Source organism: Methylobacterium tardum, assembly GCF_023546765.1.
Classification (GTDB): domain Bacteria; phylum Pseudomonadota; class Alphaproteobacteria; order Rhizobiales; family Beijerinckiaceae; genus Methylobacterium; species Methylobacterium tardum.
Genome location: NZ_CP097484.1, coordinates 3,805,693 through 3,827,770 on the forward strand (window position 1 = coordinate 3,805,693; position 22,078 = coordinate 3,827,770).

Below are 22,078 nucleotides of genomic sequence, written 5' to 3' on the forward strand. Positions count from 1 at the left end.
TCGACGGCCGAGTGCCGACGCTTTAACGCCGCGGAGCGATGACAGCACAGATGCAGCAGGCGAACAGGCATCCGTTCCTGCGCAAGATCGACAGCATCGCCCTGTTCAAGCCGAGCGAGGCCGAGATGGCTGCACTGTCGGCCATGCCGATGCAGGTGGCGCAGATCGACGCCTACCAGGACATCGTGCGCGAGGGCGACCGGCCGGCCCGGAGCTTCGCCGTGCTGGAAGGCATCGCTTGCACCTACAAGTCGACACGCGCCGGCAAGCGGCAGGTCATGGGATACCATGTGCCGGGCGACATGCCGGATTTTCAGAGTCTCTACCTCGAGGTCCTCGATATCAGCATCGCCACGGTCAGCCCGTGCCGGGTCGGTTTCGTGCAGCACGAGGCCGTGCGCGCGCTGCTGCGCCAGCATCCGCGGCTCAACGAGGTCTTCTGGCGCGCGACCCTGATCGACGCCGCCCTGGTTCGGGAATGGATGCTCAACACGGGACGGCGCGACGCCTACGCGCGCATGGCGCATCTGTTCTGCGAGTTGATCACGCGCCTCGGTGCCGTCGGGCTGGCGCCGGATCGGACCTTCGAGATGCCGATGACCCAGCCGGAACTCGCCGATGCCCTCGGCATCACACCCGTTCACGTGAACCGCACGATCCGGGATCTGAAGATGGCCGGCCTGATCACGCTGCGGAGCCGCCGTTTGACCGTGCATGATTGGGACGGGTTGATGTCGGCCGCCGAATTCGACCCGACCTACCTGCACCTTCGCGACCAGGATGCCTCCTGATCCGACGCGCGCAGTTCCGCGCCGGGTGGATTCGGTCAGTTCAATTCCTTGCGCTGCACCGCGCGTTCCTGGGCGGCGAGCTTGCGACCGATGTCGAACAGGAGCGCCTCGGCGCGCGCCTTGAGACCCGGATCGGGCACGGCATCGATGGCACGGTAGGCCATCATCGCCGCGGCAGCGGCACGTTCGAGCGGCGGCTCTCCGGTCAGGAACACGGTCTCGGGTTGGGCGAAGGCGAGGTCGCCGTCGTTCGTCCGCAGGTCGGTGATGTCCACCACGATCCCGCACCCGCCCACCGGCCGGCCCATGTGATTGCGAGAGAATCGGCCGCGCGCGAGGACCCAGCGCAGCACACCGTCCGAAAAGCAGACGCGGAACTCGGTGACATACGGCCAGCCGTTGCGCGCTGCCTCGCGGAAGGTCGTCAGGAGGCGGGACCGATCCGCAGCATGGACCCAGGCAGCGTAGGCGGACAGCGGCAGACCCGCCTCGGCTTCCTCCGGATCGACATCGAAAAGACGTGCCGCGAACCTGTCCGACCGTGCTCGGTCCGACGCCGCATCCCAGGACCAGTTGCCGATCACGTCCAGAGCATCAGTCACGCCCTGGATCGCAGGCGCGGAAATCCACCCGTCGAGAGACTTCCACTTCGGCATCGTATCGCGCCGCCCCCATTGAAAGCTGATCCATGTTAGACTGCTTTCACTCGACATCAAGAAGTTTCGTCAGAATTGAAACCGTCCGACGCACTCGACCAACTGTATAGTTCTTGACAGTTCGCGCGCCCGCTATCGCAGCGTGGCACAAAAGCGGCTGCTCGGCGGCCATCTGGGGCGGATATACCTGCACGACGGAGCAGCAGCCCCACACAGAAGTGCTGGATGTTGGCTTCCTTTATTAACGTATAACTACCGCGGGATGCTGTCGTGCTATCGAATCTTCGGCCTTGATGGTCAGTCATCCACGATCCAGCAATACTCGTGAACCCGACTACATCGGCGCGATCACGCTGGAGCCGTTCTTTCGCCACACCGATCGCGGCGACGTCGCCGCCTATTGAAGACGGTCCGGCCGCGCAGTTCGTCGACGATCAGGATTGGATGGCGAGTTCAGCGACTCAGGCCCCGCATACGTCCTCAAGATCCCTGGGCGGGAAACCGGAACGCTCGAGGCAGCAGAGCTGGCGATCATGGTCGCGCGCTCGAATGCGCGGATCCCGCCGAGTCTCTCAGGATGTTCAGAAAGCTGATGGTGCCCAGGGGCGGAATCGAACCACCGACACTGCGATTTTCAGTCGCATGCTCTACCAACTGAGCTACCTGGGCGTCGTCCGCGCCGGTCTCGGTCTCGGACGCCGCGGGGTATAGTCAGTGCCGGACGGCGTGTCCAGCCTTGCCGTGACACCGGCGTGACGGAAAGGCGGAAAAAAGTTTCAGCGCTCCGGATCCGGCTCCGGCGGCGGCTCGTCCGAGTCGAGCTCCTCCGGAATCGCGTATCGTTCGTTGAGCCACCGCCCGAGGTCGACATCGGCGCAGCGCTGGGAGCAGAACGGCCTAAAGTCCGGTGCCGCCGGCCGTCGGCAGATCGGGCAAGCCTCCCGCGGCTCCCGGCTCACGCGAGGCTGCCCCAGCCGGCACGGACAGGATAGCCTTCGCCTTCGAGCAGGCTCATCGTTTCGTAGAGCGGCAATCCGACCACGGCGCTGTAGGAGCCCACGAGCTTCACCACGAAAGCGCCGGCGAGACCCTGAATCGCGTAGCCGCCGGCCTTTCCGCGCCATTCGCCCGAGGCGACGTAGCCCTGAATGTCCCGACCGGACAGGCGCTTGAATCGTACGCGGCTCTCGACGATCCGCTCGCGTCGTCCGCGCGGCGAGAGCACGCAGATCGCCGTGAAGACCCGGTGCTGGCGGCCGGAGAGAAGGCGCAGGCAGTCGGCCGCCTCGTCCGGCACCTCGGCCTTCGGCAGAACCCGTCGCCCGACCGCAACGACGGTGTCGGCGGACAGAAGCCATGTCGGCGTCTTCGTGTCCTCGAGATGGAGCGCAGCCTCGGCGGTGGCCAGCTTGGTGCGGGCGAGGCGGCGCGCGAGCTCACGGGGCGGCTCGGCCTTGCGCGGGGTCTCATCGATCTCGGCAGGCAACAGCGCATCCGGCTCGATGCCGATCTGCTGCAGGAGCGCGAGGCGGCGCGGCGACGCGGAGGCCAGCACGAGCCGGGCCGTCGGCCCCTGCGTCGCACCGATCGCTTCTGGTGTGGCGTCCATGGTGTTCCGTTCGCACAATCGGCCGGGAGCGACAGCGGCGTCGGCCAGGTGGCGTCCTCATAGCGCGGGATCGCCTCAGTCGCCTGCGTGATAAGGGATGGGGTCGGGCTTGTGAACCGAGATGCCTGCTCAGCGCGGACGGCCATCCCCGCCGGAACACGCGCCGCCGGAATTCGGCAAGACGAATTCGCCAGTATCAAACGAAGACAGTCACGCTGTCGTCCTGGATGGCTAATTCGCTGCACTAATCGAGAATTCAATCATTAGTGCGGGAATTTTAAGTCAAACCCAAATGCTCACGGCCGGCTGTAACTGCCTATTAACCATGAGCGCTGGAGAATGCCGGCGTCGGAAAGAGGCCGGACCCGATGTTGAACGCTGATCCGCTCCTGCAGCGCCCGAAGCTCGTGAACCTCGCCACGCTGGCGCGCGCCCTCGACGGCTTGCGGCCGAACGCGAACTCGCCCGTCGAGATGTGGCAGTTGCTCACCGACCAGTACGTCGCCGATCTCGACGCCGTCGCCACCCTCCTGCCGGCGGGCGAGCCGGAAACGCACTGGCTCCCCGCACGCGACTGACCCGGGATCAGGGTCGGCGACTGGCACATCCCGTGCTTGAGGGGATCGACAAGCGGAGGAAGCACCCAGGCAACGACAACGCGGCGGCTCGCACGCCAGAGCACCCCGCGGACCTTTCGATCGCTCGAAGCCGAGGTCCGTCATGTCGGAATTGCTCTCCGTTGCCCTGGTCTGTGCCGGCACGCTGCTCGCACAGGATTGCTCCCGCGACACCGCACTCGACGTCATCGTGGCTCCGGCGCACACGCCGATGGAGTGCCTGATGCACGCGCAGACCATGGCGGCGCAGGCCGGGCTGCCCGGCGGCAGCGACCGCTACCTCAAGATCGCCTGCGAGCACCGTCACACCGACAACGGGCCCGGGCCTGTGATCCGCCGGGCGTCGTAGGGCGGTCGCCGCGCACGGTTCCTGGCCCGCCCGCTCTCCGTCGCGACCCGGCTACGCGCGACCGGTTGCACGATCCTGCCTCCGCGGCTCCGGCCGCTGGAGAACGGATTGGTGCATCAAAGCCACGTCAGTATGATTCTTATCTCCCTCCCCCTTTCGGGCGGTTGCCGGGCTCGACCGTGAGAACCATCCTGCAGGGCCATGCTGATGCAGATTAATCCCGGCATCAACCACGTTGCCGCCCAGATCGCCCGCGTGCCGGGCGGGGCTCCTGCGAGTGCCCGCCCGATGCTGTACGACGCGTTCGACCTGCAGACCGACCTCGCCGCGCAAACCCGCGCTTGGGGTCAGGTGCTGGACACGATGTGGTCGCCCTGGGCCGGTCTCGGCGAGCCGGTCTCCTGGATGTCCGCGGGCGCCCGGATGATGATGCGTGCCGGCCTGACCTTTGCCCGGCCGGCCTACGGGATCGACAGCGTGATGGTCGGCAACCGCAGCGTCCCGGTCGCCGAGGAGCCGGTCGCCGTGACGCCGTTCGGGACCCTGCTGCATTTCAGGAAGGACATCCACACCGATCAGCCCAAGGTGCTGATGGTGGCGCCGATGTCCGGGCATTTCGCGACGTTGCTGCGCGCCACTGTGCGCACAATGCTGCCGGATCACGACGTCTACATCACGGATTGGCACAATGCCCGCGACGTGCCGCTCTCGGAGGGCCGGTTCGGGTTCGGCGATTATGTCGGGCACTTGATCCAATTCCTGCAGACAATGGGCGAGGGCTCGCACATGGTCGCCGTGTGCCAGCCGGCGGTCCAGGCCCTGGTCGCGGCGGCCGCGATGGCGCAGGCGAAGGACCCGGCCGCGCCGCGCAGCATGACCCTGATGGCCGGGCCGGTGGATTGCCGGATCAACCCGACCGGCGTGAACGAGCTCGCGACCTCGAAGCCGATCGCGTGGTTCGAGCAGAACCTGATCGCGACGGTGCCCAGGCGGCACAAGGGCGCCGGCCGCAAGGTCTATCCGGGCTTCGTCCAGGTCTCCGCCTTCATGGCGATGAACGCCAAGCGCCACGTCCAGGGCCATACCGACCTGTTCTGGCACATGGCCAAGGGCGAGGCCGACAAGGCCGAGGCGATCGAGACCTTCTACGACGAGTATTTCGCCGTGCTGGACCTCGCGGCCGAGTTCTACCTGGAGACGGTCAAGACGGTCTTCCAGGATTACACCCTCGCCAAGAACGAGGCGACCTATCGCGGCGCGCCGATCGACCTGCGGGCGATCCGCCGGACGGCCCTCATGACCGTAGAGGGCGAGCGGGACGACATCTGTGCCGTCGGTCAGACCATGGCGGCGCACGATCTCTGCACCGACCTGCCGCCCTATATGCGCGCCCACCATCTCCAGGCCGGCGTCGGCCATTACGGCGTGTTCGCGGGCCGGCGCTGGGACACGCAGATCTACCCGCAGGTGCGCAACTTCATCCAGGCGCACAACTGAGGGCCCGGCGCGCCCTGTCGCGCGGATTTGACCCGCCGACCGCCGCAGCCCACCATGATAGCCTCAAGCGATCGGGGTCCGGATCCGTCCGGCAGCCCCCGGCCCATCCTTTGGCGTGAGGCGGAACGGTCGGCGTGATCGACAGGGACGGCTTCGGCAGCAAGACCGGCAGGAATGGACCCGAGCCGGGTCGCACGACCGCGAATGCGCGGCTCGACAGGCTCGTCGCGCAGGCACGGGCGGCCGCCGTGTGGGAGCAGGCTTGGCCGGTGCTCTGGCGCGGGCTGGGCGTCGGGCTCCTCTTCCTGATCCTGTCGTGGTCGGGCCTGTGGCTCGACGTGACGCCGCTCTGGCGCCAGATCGGCCTCGGGATCCTGGCCGTGCTGTTGGTCGTCGCGCTCCTGCCCCTCGCCCATCTGGGCCGGCCGGGCCGGCGCGCGGCCCTCGCCCGCCTGGACCGCGAAGCGGCCGCCCGCGATCCGGCCCTGCGGCACGGCCCGGCTTCGGCGGCCCAGGACACCCTGGCGGTGGGCGCCGCGGATGCGGGCAGTCAGGCCCTCTGGGCCCTGCACCAGCGCCGCGCCGCGCAGGCCGTGGCGGCCCTGCGCGTCGGCCTGCCGCGCCCCGGCATGACCCGGCGCGATCCCTTCGCGCTCCGGGCCGGCCTGACGGTTGCGGCCATCGCCAGCCTGTTCGCCGCCGGGCCCGAGTGGCGCGAGCGCATCGGGGCCGCCTTCGACTGGCACGAACCGGCCGGACCGGGACCGAGCTTCCGCGTCGATGGCTGGATCGATCCGCCGATCTACACCCGCCTGCCGCCGCTCCTGATCGCCATGGACGGCACGGACCAGCACCTGCGGGCGCCGGTCAACGCGCAGCTGATCGTGCGGATTGCCGGCCAAGGCAAGGCGGCCGCGGACACGACGCTGACGCCCAATTCGGGCCTCGTCCCCGTACCGGGCCAGGAGGCGCGCCCCGACCTGCGGGAGGAGCGCTACCGCATCGTCGGCGGCGCGGAGCTGGTGATCGCCACGCCGGCCGGCCGCCAGCGCCTGACCGTGGACGCGATCCCCGACCGGCCGCCGGAGGTGACCGCGATCGGCGGCCCCGAGGTCAACGGGCGCGGTACCTTCAACCTCACCTACAAGGCCAAGGACGATTACGGGATCAGCTCCGCCGAGGCGGTGATTGCGCCGCTGAAAACCGGCCGGGCGCTGGTCCCGCTGCCGCATATCGGTCTCGCCCTGCCGGCCGACGCCAGCGGCGATTCCGAGACCAAGACCCTCGCCGACCTGACCGACAGCCCGTGGTCGGGAGCCCGGGTGCGCTATCACATCGTGGTGAAGGATGAGGCGGGCCAGGAAGGCACGACGCCCGACACCGAGATCACCCTGCCGGCGCGGCCGTTCCGCGACCCGCTCGCCCGGGCACTGGCCGAGGAGCGGCGTCGCCTGATCACGGCCCCGGATACGGACCGCCGCTGGGTACAGGGCGCCCTGGACGCTCTCCTCGTCGCCCCCGACACGTTCACGCCGCAGCCCGCGATCTTCCTCGGCCTGCGAACGGCCACCGAGCGCCTGCGCCGGGCGCGCTCGGATGCCGATCTGGTCGATGTCGCCGACCTGCTCTGGGAGATGGCGCTCAAGATCGAGGACGGCGACCTGTCCGACGCCGAGAAGCAGCTGCGGCAGGCCCAGGACCGCCTCAAGGAGGCGATCGAGCGCAATGCGCCCGACGACGAGATCAAGCGCCTGACCCAGGACCTGAAGCAGGCGCTCGACAAGTTCCTGTCCGAGATGGCTCAGAAGCAGGGCCGCGAGAACCGTGACCAGAGCGACCGGGGGCAGAGCAATCCGCAATCCAAGACCGTCACGCCCCAGGATCTCGACAAGATGATCCAGGACATGGCCGAGGCCATGAAGCGCGGGGACACCGCCGAGGCCCAGCGGCTCATGGAGCAGCTGCGCAACATCCTGGAGAACCTCCAGACCGCCGAGCGCGGCAGCCGCTCGGATCAGGCCTCGCGCGAGATGCAGAAGCAGATGCGCGACCTCGACGACATGGCCAAGGAGCAGCAGGGCCTGCGCGACGAGACCTTCAAGGATGGTCAGCAGCCGCGCAGCGGCCAGCGGCAGCAGGATCGCGGGCAGCAGCAGGGCCAGCGCGGGCAACAGGGCAGCCAGGGTCAGCAAGGCCAGCGGCAGCAGGGACAACAAGGCCAGCAGGGGCAGAGCCAGCAAGGACAGCAGGGACAGGGCCAGCAGGGCAATGTCGGCGAGCGTCAGCAGGCCCTCCGCCAGCGCCTCGAGGAGCTGGAGAAGCGCATGAAGGAGAACGGCATGCGCGGCGAGCAGGGGCTCTCCGATGCCGAGGATGCCATGCGCGAGGCCGAGAACGCCCTGAAGCAGGGTGATTCCGGCGAGGCGGTCGATGCCCAGGGCCGCGCCCTCGACGGCCTGAAGCGCGGTGCCGAGGGCATGGCGCAACAGATGCAGGAGATGGCCGAGGGCCAGGGCGAGGGTCAGCAGGACGGCGGCCAGCAGCCCGGGCAGCAGGGTCAGGCCGGCGCCCGCGACGACGATCCGCTCGGCCGCCCCACCCGCGGACGCGACATGAGCGACGGCCGGGTGCGCGTGCCGACAGCCGATGAATCGGCCGTCCAGCGGGCGCGACGCATCATGGAAGAGCTGCGGCGCAAGCTCGGCGACCCGACCCGGCCGCGCGAAGAACTCGACTATTTCGAGCGCCTGCTCCGCCGCAACTGAATCTCCCACATCTCACGCAGCGTCGCGGGGCCGATAGGGGCCCTGCGTCCGGCACGGATCCCCGTCAGCATGTCGTCGAACACCCTCGTCCTTCTCGCGTGCCTTGCCGTTGCGGTGGTGCTGTTCCTCGGCCTCGCCAACATGATGCGGGGCGGCAGCGCCAATGTCTCGCAGAAGCTGATGCGCCTGCGCGTGCTGCTGCAGTTCGTGGCCATCCTGGTCATCATGGGCGTTGTCTGGTGGCGCTCGGCCTGAGGAGCTCGGATCGCTTCATCGCGCCCGTCCGGCCCGCACCGTCGCTCCGGACGTCGCAGGTGAGCCCGGACCCGCAGGGTGCGCGTGAGCCCGGCAACGCAGGGGTGTGACCACGCCGCCGCACATCGCGGGTTTCGCGCAGGCGGCGGATGAATTCGGCGCCTGAGCGCGCAGGCCTCTGCTAGGTTCGGCCGAGCCACCCGCCAAGCCTACTCGGCCGAGACCGCATGACCGCCCCTTCCCGTCTCTGTTTGATCGGCCTCATGACCGGCGCGGCGATCCTGCCCGTCTCGGCCGCCGACCTGCCACCGGCGCTGCCGGCGGCCTACGCGGCGCCGGCCCAGCCGCTGAGCATCGTATCAGAGGTCCGGATCGGCGGCTCGGTGCAGGATCCGGGCAGCGCCGAGGGCAAGCTCCCGGGATTCAGCAAGGCGAACGTCAACGGCGAGATCCTGTTCGCCAAGCCGCAGATCAGCGCCGATCCGTTCTGGCAGGCCTTCGTGCCGCGGCCGACGGTGGGCGGCAGCTACAACACCGGCGGACGGACCAGCTACGCCTATCTCGGCGCCACCTGGACGCTCGAGATCTTCCCCGAGACGTTCAACCGCCGCATCTTCCTCGACGGCTTCTTCGGCGGCGTCGCCCATAACGGCTACACCGGTCCGAAGGCGCAGACGCCCTACGGCTTCAACACGCTTGGCTGCTCGCCCATGTTCCGGGAGGCCGCGGCTCTGGGCTATCGCCTGACCGAGCACTGGAGCATCATGGCCACCGTCGAGCACATGTCGAACGCCGGCCTCTGCGCGAACAACCGCGGGCTGACCAATTTCGGCGGCAAGATCGGCTACACGTTCTGAGGCGCCCTACTCCTTGGTCAAGCTCAACCGCATCTACACGCGTACCGGCGACAAGGGCACCACGGCCCTGGCGGATGGGCAGCGCCGCTCGAAGGCGGACCTGCGGATCGAGACTTACGGCACGGTCGACGAGACCAACGCCTGCATCGGGATGGCGCGCCTGCACAGCCAGGGGTCCCTCGATGCCATGCTGGGGGCGATCCAGAACGACCTGTTCGACCTCGGCGCCGACCTCGCGACGCCGCCGACCCCGGAGCCCCTCCCCTACGAGCCGCTGCGGATCGTCGCGAGCGAGGTCGAGCGCCTGGAGCGCGACATCGACGCGCTCAACGCGGCGATCCCGCCGCTGAAATCCTTCGTCCTGCCGGGCGGCACGCCGGCCGCCGCCGCGCTGCACCTCGCCCGCACCGTGTGCCGGCGCGCCGAGCGCCTCGCCGTGAGCCTCGCGGCCCGCGAGGACGAGACCGTCTCGCCCGAGGCTTTGCGCTACCTGAACCGGCTCTCGGACTTCCTGTTTGTGGCGAGCCGCGCGGCCAATTCGGACGGCGCGGACGACGTCCTGTGGGTGCCCGGCGCCAACCGCTGATCGCGGGTTCGCTCTAAGGATCCGACCTCGGGCAGACCTCGATCCGCGCCCGATCGCATCGCGGCACAGGACACGACGGTGTCCCGGACCAGGGGGATCCCATTCATTCCCCGCATCCTGAGGTGCCGGAGCGCAGCGAAGGCCTCGAAGGAGGCCTCCAGAGATCGCGGCGCTTTCTGGAGCCCTCCTTCGGGGCCCGCTTCGCGGTCACCTCAGGATGAGGGGAAGGATTGGACGGCCGTTCTCTGAGGAGGCCTGCTGCTTGGCGCAACGCGCTCTGGCACGGCTCTAGGCAGAGCACCTGATCTCTGATCGGCTGTGGAGCCGACCCGCCATCCTTCCAAGGCGTCGAAAGCGGGACCGCAATCCAGAGCCGCCGTGGCCCTCCGCCGGCCCTCGGGTCCTGATCGAATTCGCGGCCTCCTCCTCACAGCTGGAACGAGGCGGTCACTGACTCCGGGCGACCCACGCTTCCGTTTGGTCAGGCCCGGCACCCGAGGGCCGCCGCCGCGCCGCGTTGACAAGGCGGAAATGTGGCCGTTACGGTCCGCGCGCTTTGCGTGCCCTCGCCACGCCGCGCCTTCGGCGCCGGTCGGAGAGTCTTGCACGACGAAAAGAATCCTCCGGGGAAGGATCGTGACCGCCATGAAGGTGCTGGTGCCCGTCAAGCGGGTGGTGGACTACAACGTCAAGATCCGCGTGAAAGCCGACGGCTCCGGGGTCGAACTCGCCAACGTCAAGATGTCGATGAACCCCTTCGACGAGATCGCCGTCGAGGAGGCGATCCGCCTGAAGGAGAAGGGCAAGGTCACCGAGATCGTGGCCGTCTCGATCGGTCCGCAGCAGGCCCAGGAGACGCTCCGCACCGCGCTGGCCATGGGCGCCGACCGCGCCATCCTGGTGAAGACCGACGTCAACTGCGAGCCGCTCGCGGTCGCCAAGCTCCTGAAGGCCGTGGTCGAGAAGGAGAGCCCGGAACTGGTGATCCTGGGCAAGCAGGCGATCGACGACGACTCGAACCAGACCGGCCAGATGCTCGGCGCGCTGCTCGGCTGGCCGCAGGGCACCTTCGCCTACAAGATCGAGGCCGGCGACGGCAGCCTGGACGTGACCCGCGAGGTCGATGGCGGCCTGCAGACGGTGAGCCTGAAGCTGCCGGCGATCGTCACCACGGACCTGCGGCTCAACGAGCCGCGCTACGCGTCGCTGCCGAACATCATGAAGGCCAAGAAGAAGCCCCTCGAGGAGCTGGCGCCCGACGCGCTGGGCGTCGACGTGACCCCGAAGCTCAAGGTGCTGAAGACCGCCGAACCGCCGGGCCGCTCCGCGGGCGTCAAGGTCGGCTCGGCGGCCGAGCTCGTTCAGAAGCTCAAGGTCGAAGCCGGCGTCATCTGATTCGCATCGCGGGGCTCCCGGCCGCCGGTCGAGCCTCGCGTCACCCCACTCGAAGGCTCTCGGACGATCATGACGACACTCCTCTTCGTCGAGCACGGCAACGGACAGATCAAGGACGGCACGCTCAAGGCCCTCACCGCCGCCAAGCAGATCGGCGCACCGATCCACGCCCTCGTGCTCGGCAGCGGCGCCAAGGCCGTGGCCGAGGCGGCGGCCAAGCTCGACGGCGTCGAGAAGGTGCTGGTCGCCGAGGATGGCGCCTACGACCACGACCTCGCCGAGCCCGTCGGGGCGCTGATCGCGTCGATCGCCGGCCCCTATGACGTCATCATCGCGTCGGCCTCCACGACCGGCAAGAACGTGCTGCCGCGCGTGGCCGCCCTGCTCGACGTCGCGCAGGTCTCCGACATCATCAAGGTGGTCTCGCCCGACACGTTCGAGCGTCCGATCTACGCCGGCAACGCCATCCAGACCGTGCAGACGCCCGGCGGCAAGACCGTGATCACCGTGCGCACGGCGGCGTTCAAGGCCGCGGAAGAGGGCGGCGCCGCCGCTTCCATCGAGGCCGTCTCGGCGGCCGCGCCCGAGGCCGGCGGCTCGACCTTCAAGGGCGAGGAGATCGCCAAGTCGGACCGTCCGGAGCTGGCCTCGGCGCGGATCATCGTGTCGGGCGGACGCTCGCTCGGTTCGTCGGAGAAGTTCCACGAGCTGATCGAGCCGCTGGCGGACACGCTCGGGGCGGCAGTGGGCGCCTCGCGCGCCGCGGTCGACGCGGGCTACGCGCCGAACGACTGGCAGGTGGGCCAGACCGGCAAGGTGGTGGCGCCGGACCTCTACGTGGCGGTCGGCATCTCCGGGGCGATCCAGCATCTCGCCGGGATGAAGGATTCCAAGGTCATCGTCGCGATCAACAAGGACGAGGACGCGCCGATCTTTCAGGTGGCGGATTACGGCCTCGTCGGCGACCTTTTCCAGGTTGTTCCGGAGCTGCAATCCGAGATCGGCAAGGCCAAGGGCCAGTAGCGGCGGGGTTTTCGCGTCGCCGACGCGGCATGGGCATTGTTGCCGCGTGCGACGTCGCGGGTTTCTTCCGCGCCGGTGATTGGTCTAGAAGACGGCGAGCGCGGGACCTCGCCGTCGCGTCGGCGCAGTTCGTTGAACCGGCGGCCGTGCATCGGCATCCGCATTAGGGGCACAGGTCGGCAGATGGACATGGAGATCAAGCGGGTCGGCATCATCGGCGCGGGCCAGATGGGCAGTGGCATCGCGCAGGTCTGCGCCGCGGCCGGTCTCGACGTCCTGCTGAACGACCGCGATCCGAACCGCCTTGAGAACGGCCTCGGCGTGATCGAGGGCAGCCTCGCCCGCCTCGTCTCCAAGGGCAGCCTCACGGAAGGCGACAGCCGCGAGGCCCGCGCCCGCATCCAACCGGCGCGGGATTTCGATGCGCTGGGCCCCTGCGATCTGGTGATCGAGGCCGCGACCGAGAACGAGGCGACGAAGCGCGAGATCTTCAGCACGCTGTGTTCGTCGCTGCGGCCGGAGACGCTGGTCGCGACCAACACCTCGTCCATCTCGATCACCCGGCTGGCCGCAGCCACCGACCGGCCCGAGAAGTTCATCGGCATCCACTTCATGAACCCGGTGCCGGTGATGCAGCTCGCCGAGCTGATCCGCGGCATCGCCACCGAGGACACGACCTACGAGGCGGCCAAGGTCTTCATCGCCAAGCTCGGCAAGACCTCGACCATGTCGGAGGATTTCCCGGCCTTCATCGTCAACCGCATCCTGCTGCCGATGATCAACGAGGCGATCTACACGCTCTACGAGGGCGTCGGGTCGGTCGAGTCGATCGACACGGCCATGAAGCTCGGTGCGAACCACCCGATGGGTCCGCTGCAGCTCGCGGATTTCATTGGCCTCGATACCTGCCTGTCGGTGATGCAGGTGCTCTACGAGGGCCTGGCGGATTCGAAGTACCGCCCCTGCCCGCTCCTCGTGAAGTACGTCGAGGCCGGCTGGCTCGGACGCAAGGCCAAGCGCGGCTTCTACGATTACCGCGGCCCGACGCCGATCCCGACCCGCTGAAACCCGCGATGAGGCGGCGCGCGCGCCGCCTCGGCTTCCGGTCTTACTTCGCCGCGCCGCCATTCGCGCCCGGCTGAGCCGGCTGCGGGTACGACGGGTTTCCGCCCGGAACCCCGGTGCTGTTCGACGGCGACGCGCCGTTCGACTGGCCGTTGACCGAGCCGGTCACCTCGCGCCGCGACGCATCCTGGCTCTGGCTGGCGTAGTCCTTGGGCGAATTCGACCCGTTCCATGTCAGCAGCCCGACCGTGGCGATCGCCAGGAGGACGAGGCTCGCCACCAGCACCCAAAGCACGGGCTTGCCGCGCTCACCCTGCCGGCTCTCCTGCTGGTTCAATTTCTCGACCATCTGCACAATCCTCGTCGGCAGGACGCAACACGCCGGACGGCGGTCTGCGACACGTTTCCGTTACCGGCCGCCAACGCGGTGCCGACGAGGCGGGTTCCTGTGCTCGGGCCGTCAGCGGCCCGTCGTCAGCAGGATCTTGCCGAGATGGGCGCTCGATTCCATCAGCTCGTGCGCCTGTTGGGCCTGTTCCAGCGGGAAGGTCGCGTGCGTGACGGTGCGGATCCGGCCTGCATCGAGCTCCGGCCAGACGTCCTTGCGCAGGCCTTCGGCGATGGCGGCCTTGTCGGCCTTGGGGCGCGGGCGCAGCGTCGAGCCGGTGAAGGTCAGGCGGTTGCGCATGATCGGCGTGATGTTCAGGCCATCGACCTTGTAGCCGCCCATCAGGGCGATCATCACCAAGCGACCGTCCGGTGCCAGGGATTTCAGGTTTCGCGGCAGATAGCTCGCCCCGATCATGTCGAGGATGACGTCGACACCGCGTCCGTCGGTCAGGCGCTTCACCTCCTCGGCGAAGTCCGCCTGCTTGTAGTCGATGGCGGCATCCGCGCCGAGTTCCTCGCAGAACCGGCACTTCTCCGCCGAGCCCGCGGTGGCGAAAACCCGGGCGCCGACATGCTTGGCGATCTGAATCGCGGTGGCACCGATGCCGCTCGAGCCGCCATGGACCAGGAAGCTCTCGCCCCGGGCGAGGCGACCGCGCTGCACGACGTTTGAGTACACCGTGAAGAAGGTCTCCGGCAGGCCGCCGGCGTCGACCAGCGAGACCGCCTTCGGCCGCGGCAGGCAGTGGCCGGCTTCCGCCACCGCGAATTCCGCGTAGCCGCCGCTGATGACGAGGGCGCAGACTTCGTCGCCCGGTGCCAGGCCGGTGACGCCCTCCCCGAGTGCGATCACGCGGCCGGCGACTTCCAGGCCGGGGGTCTCGGTTGCGCCCGGAGGCGGTGGGTAGACGCCGGCCCGCTGGGCAACGTCCGGCCGGTTCACCCCGGCGGCGACGACCTCGATCAGCACCTGGCCCGCGCCCGGGCGCGGCACCGGGGCGGTCTCGACGGCGATCACCTCCGGCCCGCCGGAACCCGTGAAGCGGATCTGGCGCATGGTCTCGGGCAGGTCGGGGCTGGCCATCGATGAATCCTCTCCGGCGCGGGGTCTCGGGCCGGGTCCACGGCACCGCGCTCGGGCTCTAGTTGCGGCATCGACCGCGCTTGGCAAGCGGCGGCGCCAACCGGCTCCGCCGCGGGGCCGGGTTCCTACCGCGCGGCAGCCTTCACGGCGGCGGGGATCTCGATCTGTCCCTGCGCGAGGCTCTTCGGCCAGATCGCCACCTGCTTGCCGTTCTGCCATTGCGCCATCAGACCGGTGATGAAGCCCTGGCCGTATCGGATCGAGTGGGTGAACGGGTCGTCCTTGCCGTAAAACTGCGTCCGCCCGACGGTGCCGACCCAGTCGGTTGTCTCCAGGGCCTCCACGAGCTTGTCGGCCTCCGTGGTGCCCGCGCGCTTCACGGCATCGGCCGCGTAATAGACCTGATCGTAGGCCATGTAGCCGGCGTAGGACGGATCGCTTCCGAAACGCTTCTTGAACGCGTCGCTGAACGCCATCGACTTGTCGGTGATCGCCGCCCCCGGCACCGCGATGCTCTGGAAGATCACGCCCTGGGTGGCGCCGTTGGTGTTGGCCCAGAAGGTCGAGGAGGTCGCCTGCGAGTTCATGCCGGTCATGGCCAGCGGCACCTGCTGGTTCTGCCATTGCACGGTCGGCTGCACGCCGACATGCGAGATGCCGGTGACGATCAGGTCGGGCTTGGCCGCCTCGATCTTGTTGTAGATCGGCGTGAAGTCGCCCGTGTCGGGCGAGAAGCGAATGTGGTCGGCGACCTTCACGCCGATCTCGGGCAGGCATTTCTCGTAGCCGACATCGAGCGGCCGGGTCCAAGCCGCATCCTCGCTCATGATCGCGGCCGTCTTCACCTTCATCAGGTCGATCAGCATGTCCTTGGTCGAGTCGCAGATCGACTGCGCCAGGGCTGCCGACGTCAGGTAGCCGTGGAAGGTGTACTTGTTGCGCGCGTAGTCCTTGTGGACCGCAAGGCTGATCTCGTTCGAGGCCGCGCCGGGCGTGATCATCGGCGTCTTGAGCCGGGCCGCCCAGGGCATCAGGGCCAGCACCACCTCCGAGATGTAGCTGGCGATGACGAGGTTGACCTTGTCCTCAGAGACCGCCCGCTGGAAGGCGCGGACCGCGTCGGACGCGGAGGACTTGTCGTCGTAGGTGACGACCTGGATCTGGCGGCCGTCGATCCCGCCCTTGGCGTTGATCTCGTCGGCGGCGAGCTGCACCGCCTGCGGGATCGAGGCCCCGACCACGGATTGCGCCTCGGCGATCACCCCGATCTTGATCGGGTCGGCGGCCCGCGCCGGCTCCGTGGTCACCAGCCCGGCCACTGCAAGCAGGGCCAGCGCCCGGCGGGATACGCTCCGATCGATCGCCATGGATTTCCTCCTGCGCACCGTGCAGCTTTTGCCGCCGCATCGGCTTGACGGTCGGAGTGTGCAACACCTCGCCGGATGAATACAATGTGCAGCTGTGATCAATGGACGGCGAATGTTGGTCAATCGCCGGGCTCGGCGGGGTAGAGCCGCGGACGAGCCCGGAATTCAGAAGCGGCGCCGGCGCCCAGACCTGGCATGTCGACGGACCTGCAGCCCCGCCTTCCGCTGCGCGGGCCCAGGACGACGTGGGTCGCACCCTCAGCCGATCGCGCCGGCACGAGTCACTAGGGTCTCCGGCCGAGATCGAAGCGGTGGGATCGTAGCGGCCGCGTATTGCGCTTGGGATCCCGTTGCCATACCGCATCCGGGGTGATCTCGGCCCCTCTTGCCAGCTCTCCGAGCCGCTCCGCCGCGGATTGTAACCTGCCGCCCGGGGGGACGGCGCCGCAGGGCCCTTTCGAGCCTCTGCCTTCGACAGAGACGTTCGGGACACCGATCATCGTGACTGACCAGATAGCTGCCCCGAAGATGCTGACGGCCCTCGCCAAGTCGCCCACCGGCATCGCGGGCTTCGACGATCTGACCTTTGGCGGCCTTCCGGCGGGGCGCCCATCCCTGATCTGCGGCGCCGCGGGCTGCGGCAAGACGCTGTTCGCCACCACGTTCCTGGTCAACGGCGCGACCCAGTTCGACGAGCCGGGCGTGTTCATGAGCTTCGAGGAGCGGGCTGAGGATCTGGCCGCCAATGTCGCCTCCCTCGGCTACGATCTCGACGGGCTCGTCGCCGCAGGCAAGCTCGCCATCGACCACGTGCGCGTCGAGCGCAGCGAGATCGAGGAGACCGGCGAGTACGACCTGGAGGGCCTGTTCATCCGCCTCGGCTTCGCGGTGGACAGCATCGGCGCCAAGCGCGTCGTGCTCGACACGATCGAGACCCTGTTTGCGGGTTTCACCGACCCATCGCTGCTGCGCGCGGAGCTGCGGCGCCTGTTCGGCTGGATCAAGGATCGCGGCCTGACGGCGATCATCACCGGCGAGCGCGGCGAAGGGCAGCTCACCCGGCAGGGGCTGGAAGAATACGTCTCGGATTGTGTGGTGCTGCTCGACAACCGCGTCGAGGACCAGATCACCACACGCCGTCTCCGGGTGGTCAAATATCGCGGTTCGGCTCACGGCACCAACGAATACCCGTTCCTCATCGACCACGCGGGCATCAGCGTCCTGCCGGTCACGTCAGCGGATCTCGACTACGAGGTGCCGGGCGGGATCATCTCGTCAGGCATCGCCGGTCTGGATGCCATGCTCGGCCCGGGCGGCTTCTATCGCGGCTCCAGCATCCTGATCTCGGGTGAGGCCGGCACGGGCAAGACCATGCTGACCGCCTCGGTCATCGATGCCGCGTGCCGGCGTGGCGAGCGCTGCATGGCCTTCGCGTTTGAGGAGAGCAGCGCGCAGATCGTGCGCAACGCGCGCTCGATCGGGCTCGATCTCGCCGGGCACGTCGCGGGCGGGCTGCTGCGCTTCGAGGCCGCCCGCCCGAGCCTGTTCGGGCTGGAGACGCACCTCGCCCGCATGCACCGCGACCTCGACCAGTTCCGCCCGGACGTGGTCGTGATCGATCCGATCTCCGCCCTGCGCGGCTCGACGAGCGAATTACAGGCGACGCTCCTCCGGATGATCGACCTGATCAAGACCCGGGGCATCACGGCGGTGTTCACCACCCTGCGTGGCGACGGTTCACTCGTGCAGGAGAACGATCTCGGCGTGTCCTCGCTGATGGATGCGTGGGTCAAGCTCCAGAACATGGAGGCCAACGGCGAACGGACACGCACGCTCTATGTCATAAAAGCGCGCGGCATGAGCCACTCGAACCAAGTTCGGGAGTTTCTCATGTCATCGAACGGGATCCGGCTGGTCGATGCCTATATCGGTCCGGCGGGCGTCCTGACCGGTACGGCCCGGATGGTGCAAGAGGCGCGTGAGATGGCGGAGACGCAGCGGCGCCTGCATGAGACCGAGCGAAGAATCCGCGAGGTCGCGCGTCGACGATCGGCGATCGAGCGGCAGATGGAGGAACTCCGCGCCAGCCTGGAGGCCACCGAGGACGAGGAGGAACATCTTCGTGTGGAGGACGGGCTGCGCGAGGCTGACCGCGCGAAGGAACGGCAGGAGCTGACCGCACGACGGAGTGCTGCGGAATGAACGACACGACCTCGGAAGATCCGGTTCCGGAGACTGATCCCGACCGCGATCCGAACCATTATCACCTGCGCCTCTACGTCGCCGGTCAGACCACGAAGTCGCTTGCCGCGATGACCAATCTCAAACGCTTCTGCGAGGAGCATCTGGCGGGCCGCTACGACATCGAGGTCGCCGACCTCATGAAGAATCCGCAGCTCGCCGCGGGCGATCAGATTCTCGCGATCCCGACCCTGGTGCGCCGGCTGCCCTCTCCGCTGAAGCGGATCATCGGCGACCTGTCGAACACCGAGAAGGTTCTGGTCGGTCTGGACATCCGTCCGAGGGCGGACCAGCCTTGAGCGGCGGCATCGCGCCTTCAGGCGCCCAGGATCGCTACAGCCTGAGGCTGTTCGTGGCTGGGACAGCGCCGCGATCCCTGCGCGCCGTCGAATTCCTGCGCCGGGTCTGCGAGACCCACATCCCGAACCGGTATGAGCTGGAGATCGCCGACATTTACCAGCAGCCCGATCTGGCCGAACGCGACGGGATTCTCGCTGCCCCGACGCTGCTGAAGGTCGCTCCGTTGCCCGAGCGCCGCATCTCGGGGGATCTCCTGGACGAGGACCGCCTTCTGCGCGTGCTCGAGATCGATCCCGCTATGGAGGCGCGGTGATGGGTGTCGACGCGCTGCTGCCCGAGGACGAGCCGGGCCCGGAAGCTTATCGAACCCATATCCGTGAGCTCGAAGCGCGGCTCGAGGAGAGCGAGGAGACGCTCGCGGCGATCCGCCGGGGCGATTTCGACGCGGTGGTGGTCGAGGGACCGAACCACGAGCGTCTGGTCTACACCCTGGAGAATGCCGACCGCCCGTACCGCGTGCTGATCGAGCAGATCCAGGAGGGTGCCTTCACCCTCGGGCTGGACGGCACCGTGCTCTATTGCAACCGCCGATTGGCCGACATGCTTGCCGAGCCGCAGGAGCGGCTGATCGGCCGGTCGTTGCGCGATTTCGTGCGCCCCGATACCGACCTCGATCAACTGGTCCAGCGGGCCGTTGCGAGCCCGGTTCGCGAGGAGATCGCGCTCAAGGCGTCGGCGGGCGCGGAGAGCGCGACGTTCCTGTCGTTGAGCCGCTTCGAGCGCCAGGGCGATAAGCCCCTCCTATGCGGGATCCTGACCGACCTGACCGAGCAGCGGCGGCACATGCGTGCCCTGGCGGAGGCGCATGACCGCCTGCAATCCGAGAGCGTGGAGCGCGAGCGCGTCGAGGAAGCCCTGCGGCAGTCGCAGAAGCTGGAGGCGGTGGGCCAGCTCACCGGCGGCGTCGCCCACGATTTCAACAACCTGCTGACCGTCATCAAGTCGTCCACCGACCTGCTCAAGCGGCCGGACCTGCCGGAGGAGCGGCGGCGGCGCTACGTCGAGGCGATCTCCGACACGGTGGACCGGGCCGCCAAGCTCACCGGTCAGCTCCTCGCTTTCGCCCGCCGGCAGGCCCTCCGCCCCGAGGTCTTCGAGGTCGGCGCCTCGCTGCGCGCCGTCGCCGAGATGCTCGATTCCGTCACGGGCGCGCGGATCACCGTCGAGGCCCGAATCCCCGACGAGCCCTGCTACATCCGGGCGGACCTCAGTCAGTTCGAGACCGCCCTGATCAACATGGCGGTCAATGCCCGCGATGCGATGAGCGGCGAAGGCACGCTGACCCTTCGGCTGATCGGCGGGCGCCCGATGCCGGCGATCCGCGGCCACGCCGGATCGCGGAGCACCTTCGCGGCCGTATCGCTCTCCGATACCGGTCTCGGGATCGCCCCCGACGTGCTGCCGCGGATCTTCGAGCCGTTCTTCACCACCAAGGACATCGGCAAGGGCACCGGCCTCGGGCTCTCCCAGGTCTTCGGCTTCGCGAAGCAGTCCGGGGGCGACGTCGACGTCGCGAGCCGGACCGGGGAAGGCACGACCTTCACCCTGTACCTGCCGCAGGTCGAAGGGGCGCCCGAGAAGGCCGATGAGGGCCCGCTCGACGAGCGCAGCATCGAGGGCGCGAGCCTGTGCATCCTCGTAGTCGAGGACAACGTCGAGGTCGGCCGCTTCGCCACGCAGATCCTTGAAGATCTCGGCCACCGGACGGTCTGGGCGACGAACGCCGAGGAGGCGCTTCAGGAAATCGAGCGGATCCCGTTCCGCTTCGACGCCGTGTTCTCGGACGTGGTGATGCCCGGAATGGGCGGGATCGCCCTCGCCCGGGAGCTGGAACGGCGTCTGCCCGACCTGCCTGTCGTCCTCACCTCCGGCTACAGCCACGTGCTCGCGCAGGAAGGGGTTCACGGCTTCGACCTGATCCAGAAGCCCTATTCGGTGGAAGAACTCTCCCGCGTGCTTCGGAAGGTCGTCGGCAAGGGCCGCGCCCGCCCCTTCAGTTCGCGGCCGTAGCGGCTCAAAGCCAACGCTCGATGCTTCGGCGCGGGGCCGCGGGCGTTCAGCGCGTGCCGTACATCCGGTCGCCGGCGTCGCCGAGGCCCGGCACGATGTAGCCGTGATCGTTCAGGTGACTGTCGATGGCGGCGGTCCAGACCGGCACGTCGGGATGCGCGGCCTGGAACTTGGCGAGACCCTCCGGCGCTGCCAGCAGGCAGACGAATCGCAGGTCCGACGCGCCCCGGGCCTTCAACCGGTCCAGGGCCGCGATGGCCGAGTTCGCGGTGGCCAGCATCGGGTCGAGGACCAAGACGGTCCGGTCGGCGAGATCGGAGGGCGCCTTGAAGTAATACTCTACCGCCTCCAGCGTGTCCGGATCCCGGTAGAGCCCGACATGGGCAACCCGCGCCGATGGGACGAGCGACAGCATGCCGTCGAGGAAGCCGACCCCTGCCCGCAGGATCGGCGCCAGGACCAGCTTCTTGCCCTGGATCTGTCGACCCTCCATCGGCTGAAGCGGCGTCTCGATGGTCACCGGCTCGAGCGGAAGATCGCGCGTGACCTCGTAGGCGAGGAGCATGCCGATCTCGTTGAGAAGCTGGCGGAACCCCTTGGTCGAGCGGTTCTTGTCCCGCAGGTATGTCAGCTTGTGCTGCACGAGCGGGTGATCAACCACCGTGACCCGAGCTGTCGGCATCGCCTGAACCCCTCCGCTTCGGCTGCCGGAGCAATGCCGGACCCTCGGCCGGGGCGCAACTTCCGGAGCGGGGACACGGGCCGGCGGCAACCCGCTCGGCGATCGCGGGCGCCCCTCGAAACGAGGAGCCCGCCTCTCGTGGCCCTCTAACGAAATCCGACCTCGAGCGTCGATGTGCGGGCCCGCGCCGGGCGCGGCCGGAGCGGCGTATCAAGGCTGGCGCGCCCATGGCCGCTGGAACTTGGCACGGGCGGGCACGAGGCCGTCGGACAGCCCGCCCTGGATCCGTGCCGTTCGTCGCTCCGCCTGTGACCGAGACGAGCAAATGGTCAACCCAATGGAAGAATATTAACGATCATTAAGTCAAAACATACATCTGAAAATCAATATACTCGACAAGTTACATATATACACACCTATAATACTGGCGTTTCTAGGAACAGATAGTGCTCGGCCAATGACTCGACGACTTATTGCGG

22 protein-coding genes and 1 tRNA gene are annotated in these 22,078 nt (G+C 68.2%); 15 read left to right on the forward strand and 8 right to left on the reverse strand.

Features of this window, described 5'->3' with window-relative positions:
• Window positions 1-50 precede the first annotated feature (50 nt).
• Window positions 51-791 (forward strand): Crp/Fnr family transcriptional regulator, encoded by a 741-nt coding sequence (locus M6G65_RS18120; RefSeq protein WP_238195067.1) that lies wholly within the window; start codon window positions 51-53, stop codon window positions 789-791.
• 35 nt (window positions 792-826) lie between these two features.
• Here M6G65_RS18120 and M6G65_RS18125 read toward each other — a convergent pair whose 3' ends face one another.
• The 4 genes from M6G65_RS18125 to M6G65_RS18140 all read right to left on the reverse strand — a co-directional run bounded on the left by M6G65_RS18125 (window position 827) and on the right by M6G65_RS18140 (window position 3,056).
• On the reverse strand, window positions 827-1,504 hold the full coding sequence (locus tag M6G65_RS18125; RefSeq protein WP_250102667.1) for a PAS domain-containing protein: 678 nt from the start codon (window positions 1,502-1,504) through the stop codon (window positions 827-829).
• Between the two features lie 536 nt (window positions 1,505-2,040).
• Window positions 2,041-2,116: transfer RNA gene (locus tag M6G65_RS18130), tRNA-Phe, on the reverse strand.
• 107 nt (window positions 2,117-2,223) lie between these two features.
• Window positions 2,224-2,406, reverse strand: coding sequence for a DNA gyrase inhibitor YacG (locus M6G65_RS18135; RefSeq protein ID WP_192707541.1), 183 nt, complete (start codon window positions 2,404-2,406; stop codon window positions 2,224-2,226).
• Window positions 2,403-3,056, reverse strand: coding sequence for a Maf-like protein (locus tag M6G65_RS18140; protein ID WP_238195069.1), 654 nt, complete (start codon window positions 3,054-3,056; stop codon window positions 2,403-2,405). Before M6G65_RS18140 ends, M6G65_RS18135 begins: the two co-directional genes overlap by 4 nt.
• Window positions 3,057-3,424: 368 nt before the next feature.
• Here M6G65_RS18140 and M6G65_RS18145 point away from each other — a divergent pair, with 368 nt between their 5' ends.
• From M6G65_RS18145 to M6G65_RS18190, 10 genes are all read left to right on the forward strand, one after another.
• Window positions 3,425-3,634 carry a hypothetical protein gene (locus tag M6G65_RS18145; RefSeq protein ID WP_250102668.1) on the forward strand — a complete coding sequence of 70 codons (210 nt, stop codon included), beginning with the start codon at window positions 3,425-3,427 and terminating at the stop codon, window positions 3,632-3,634.
• A 142-nt stretch (window positions 3,635-3,776) separates the two neighbouring features.
• The gene (locus M6G65_RS18150; protein WP_238195071.1) at window positions 3,777-4,022 is read left to right on the forward strand and encodes a hypothetical protein; all 246 of its coding nucleotides are present in this window, start codon (window positions 3,777-3,779) and stop codon (window positions 4,020-4,022) included.
• 288 nt (window positions 4,023-4,310) lie between these two features.
• On the forward strand, window positions 4,311-5,519 hold the full coding sequence (locus M6G65_RS18155; protein ID WP_250104257.1) for a polyhydroxyalkanoate depolymerase: 1,209 nt from the start codon (window positions 4,311-4,313) through the stop codon (window positions 5,517-5,519).
• Window positions 5,520-5,653: 134 nt separating this feature from the next.
• Window positions 5,654-8,284, forward strand: coding sequence for a TIGR02302 family protein (locus M6G65_RS18160; protein WP_250102669.1), 2,631 nt, complete (start codon window positions 5,654-5,656; stop codon window positions 8,282-8,284).
• Between the two features lie 69 nt (window positions 8,285-8,353).
• A complete protein-coding gene (locus M6G65_RS18165; RefSeq protein WP_192707536.1) occupies window positions 8,354-8,539 on the forward strand; it encodes a twin transmembrane helix small protein in 186 nt (61 codons plus the stop codon).
• A 227-nt stretch (window positions 8,540-8,766) separates the two neighbouring features.
• Complete coding sequence (locus M6G65_RS18170) at window positions 8,767-9,396, forward strand: acyloxyacyl hydrolase (protein WP_192707535.1); 630 nt, start codon at window positions 8,767-8,769, stop codon at window positions 9,394-9,396.
• Window positions 9,397-9,409: 13 nt separating this feature from the next.
• Entirely contained in the window at window positions 9,410-9,982 is a 573-nt protein-coding gene (locus M6G65_RS18175; protein WP_250102670.1) for a cob(I)yrinic acid a,c-diamide adenosyltransferase, read from the forward strand.
• 645 nt (window positions 9,983-10,627) lie between these two features.
• On the forward strand, window positions 10,628-11,377 hold the full coding sequence (locus M6G65_RS18180) for an electron transfer flavoprotein subunit beta/FixA family protein (protein WP_192707810.1): 750 nt from the start codon (window positions 10,628-10,630) through the stop codon (window positions 11,375-11,377).
• Between the two features lie 69 nt (window positions 11,378-11,446).
• Window positions 11,447-12,400, forward strand: a complete 954-nt coding sequence (locus tag M6G65_RS18185; RefSeq protein WP_238195074.1) for an electron transfer flavoprotein subunit alpha/FixB family protein — start codon at window positions 11,447-11,449, stop codon at window positions 12,398-12,400.
• Window positions 12,401-12,583: 183 nt separating this feature from the next.
• The gene (locus M6G65_RS18190; RefSeq protein WP_250102671.1) at window positions 12,584-13,465 is read left to right on the forward strand and encodes a 3-hydroxybutyryl-CoA dehydrogenase; all 882 of its coding nucleotides are present in this window, start codon (window positions 12,584-12,586) and stop codon (window positions 13,463-13,465) included.
• Between the two features lie 43 nt (window positions 13,466-13,508).
• On the opposite strand, the gene M6G65_RS18195 is transcribed toward M6G65_RS18190, so the two are convergent.
• From M6G65_RS18195 to M6G65_RS18205, 3 genes are all read right to left on the reverse strand, one after another.
• Window positions 13,509-13,814, reverse strand: coding sequence for a flagellar basal body-associated FliL family protein (locus M6G65_RS18195; protein WP_192707531.1), 306 nt, complete (start codon window positions 13,812-13,814; stop codon window positions 13,509-13,511).
• A 111-nt stretch (window positions 13,815-13,925) separates the two neighbouring features.
• Window positions 13,926-14,939 carry an NAD(P)H-quinone oxidoreductase gene (locus M6G65_RS18200; RefSeq protein ID WP_238195075.1) on the reverse strand — a complete coding sequence of 338 codons (1,014 nt, stop codon included), beginning with the start codon at window positions 14,937-14,939 and terminating at the stop codon, window positions 13,926-13,928.
• Window positions 14,940-15,064: 125 nt separating this feature from the next.
• Entirely contained in the window at window positions 15,065-16,306 is a 1,242-nt protein-coding gene (locus tag M6G65_RS18205; protein WP_250102672.1) for an ABC transporter substrate-binding protein, read from the reverse strand.
• 528 nt (window positions 16,307-16,834) lie between these two features.
• Between M6G65_RS18205 and kaiC the strand changes: the two genes are divergently transcribed.
• From kaiC to M6G65_RS18225, 4 genes are read left to right on the forward strand one after another with little or no spacing between them, the layout of a single operon-like run.
• Complete coding sequence (gene kaiC / locus M6G65_RS18210) at window positions 16,835-18,508, forward strand: circadian clock protein KaiC (protein ID WP_238195144.1); 1,674 nt, start codon at window positions 16,835-16,837, stop codon at window positions 18,506-18,508.
• Complete coding sequence (locus tag M6G65_RS18215) at window positions 18,505-18,846, forward strand: circadian clock KaiB family protein (protein WP_250102673.1); 342 nt, start codon at window positions 18,505-18,507, stop codon at window positions 18,844-18,846. Before kaiC ends, M6G65_RS18215 begins: the two co-directional genes overlap by 4 nt.
• Window positions 18,843-19,160, forward strand: a complete 318-nt coding sequence (locus tag M6G65_RS18220; RefSeq protein ID WP_250102674.1) for a circadian clock KaiB family protein — start codon at window positions 18,843-18,845, stop codon at window positions 19,158-19,160. Before M6G65_RS18215 ends, M6G65_RS18220 begins: the two co-directional genes overlap by 4 nt.
• Entirely contained in the window at window positions 19,160-20,917 is a 1,758-nt protein-coding gene (locus tag M6G65_RS18225; protein WP_238195078.1) for an ATP-binding protein, read from the forward strand. Before M6G65_RS18220 ends, M6G65_RS18225 begins: the two co-directional genes overlap by 1 nt.
• 46 nt (window positions 20,918-20,963) lie before the next feature.
• Here M6G65_RS18225 and upp read toward each other — a convergent pair whose 3' ends face one another.
• Window positions 20,964-21,599 carry a uracil phosphoribosyltransferase gene (upp, locus tag M6G65_RS18230; RefSeq protein ID WP_238195079.1) on the reverse strand — a complete coding sequence of 212 codons (636 nt, stop codon included), beginning with the start codon at window positions 21,597-21,599 and terminating at the stop codon, window positions 20,964-20,966.
• Between the last annotated feature and the right edge of the window lie 479 nt (window positions 21,600-22,078).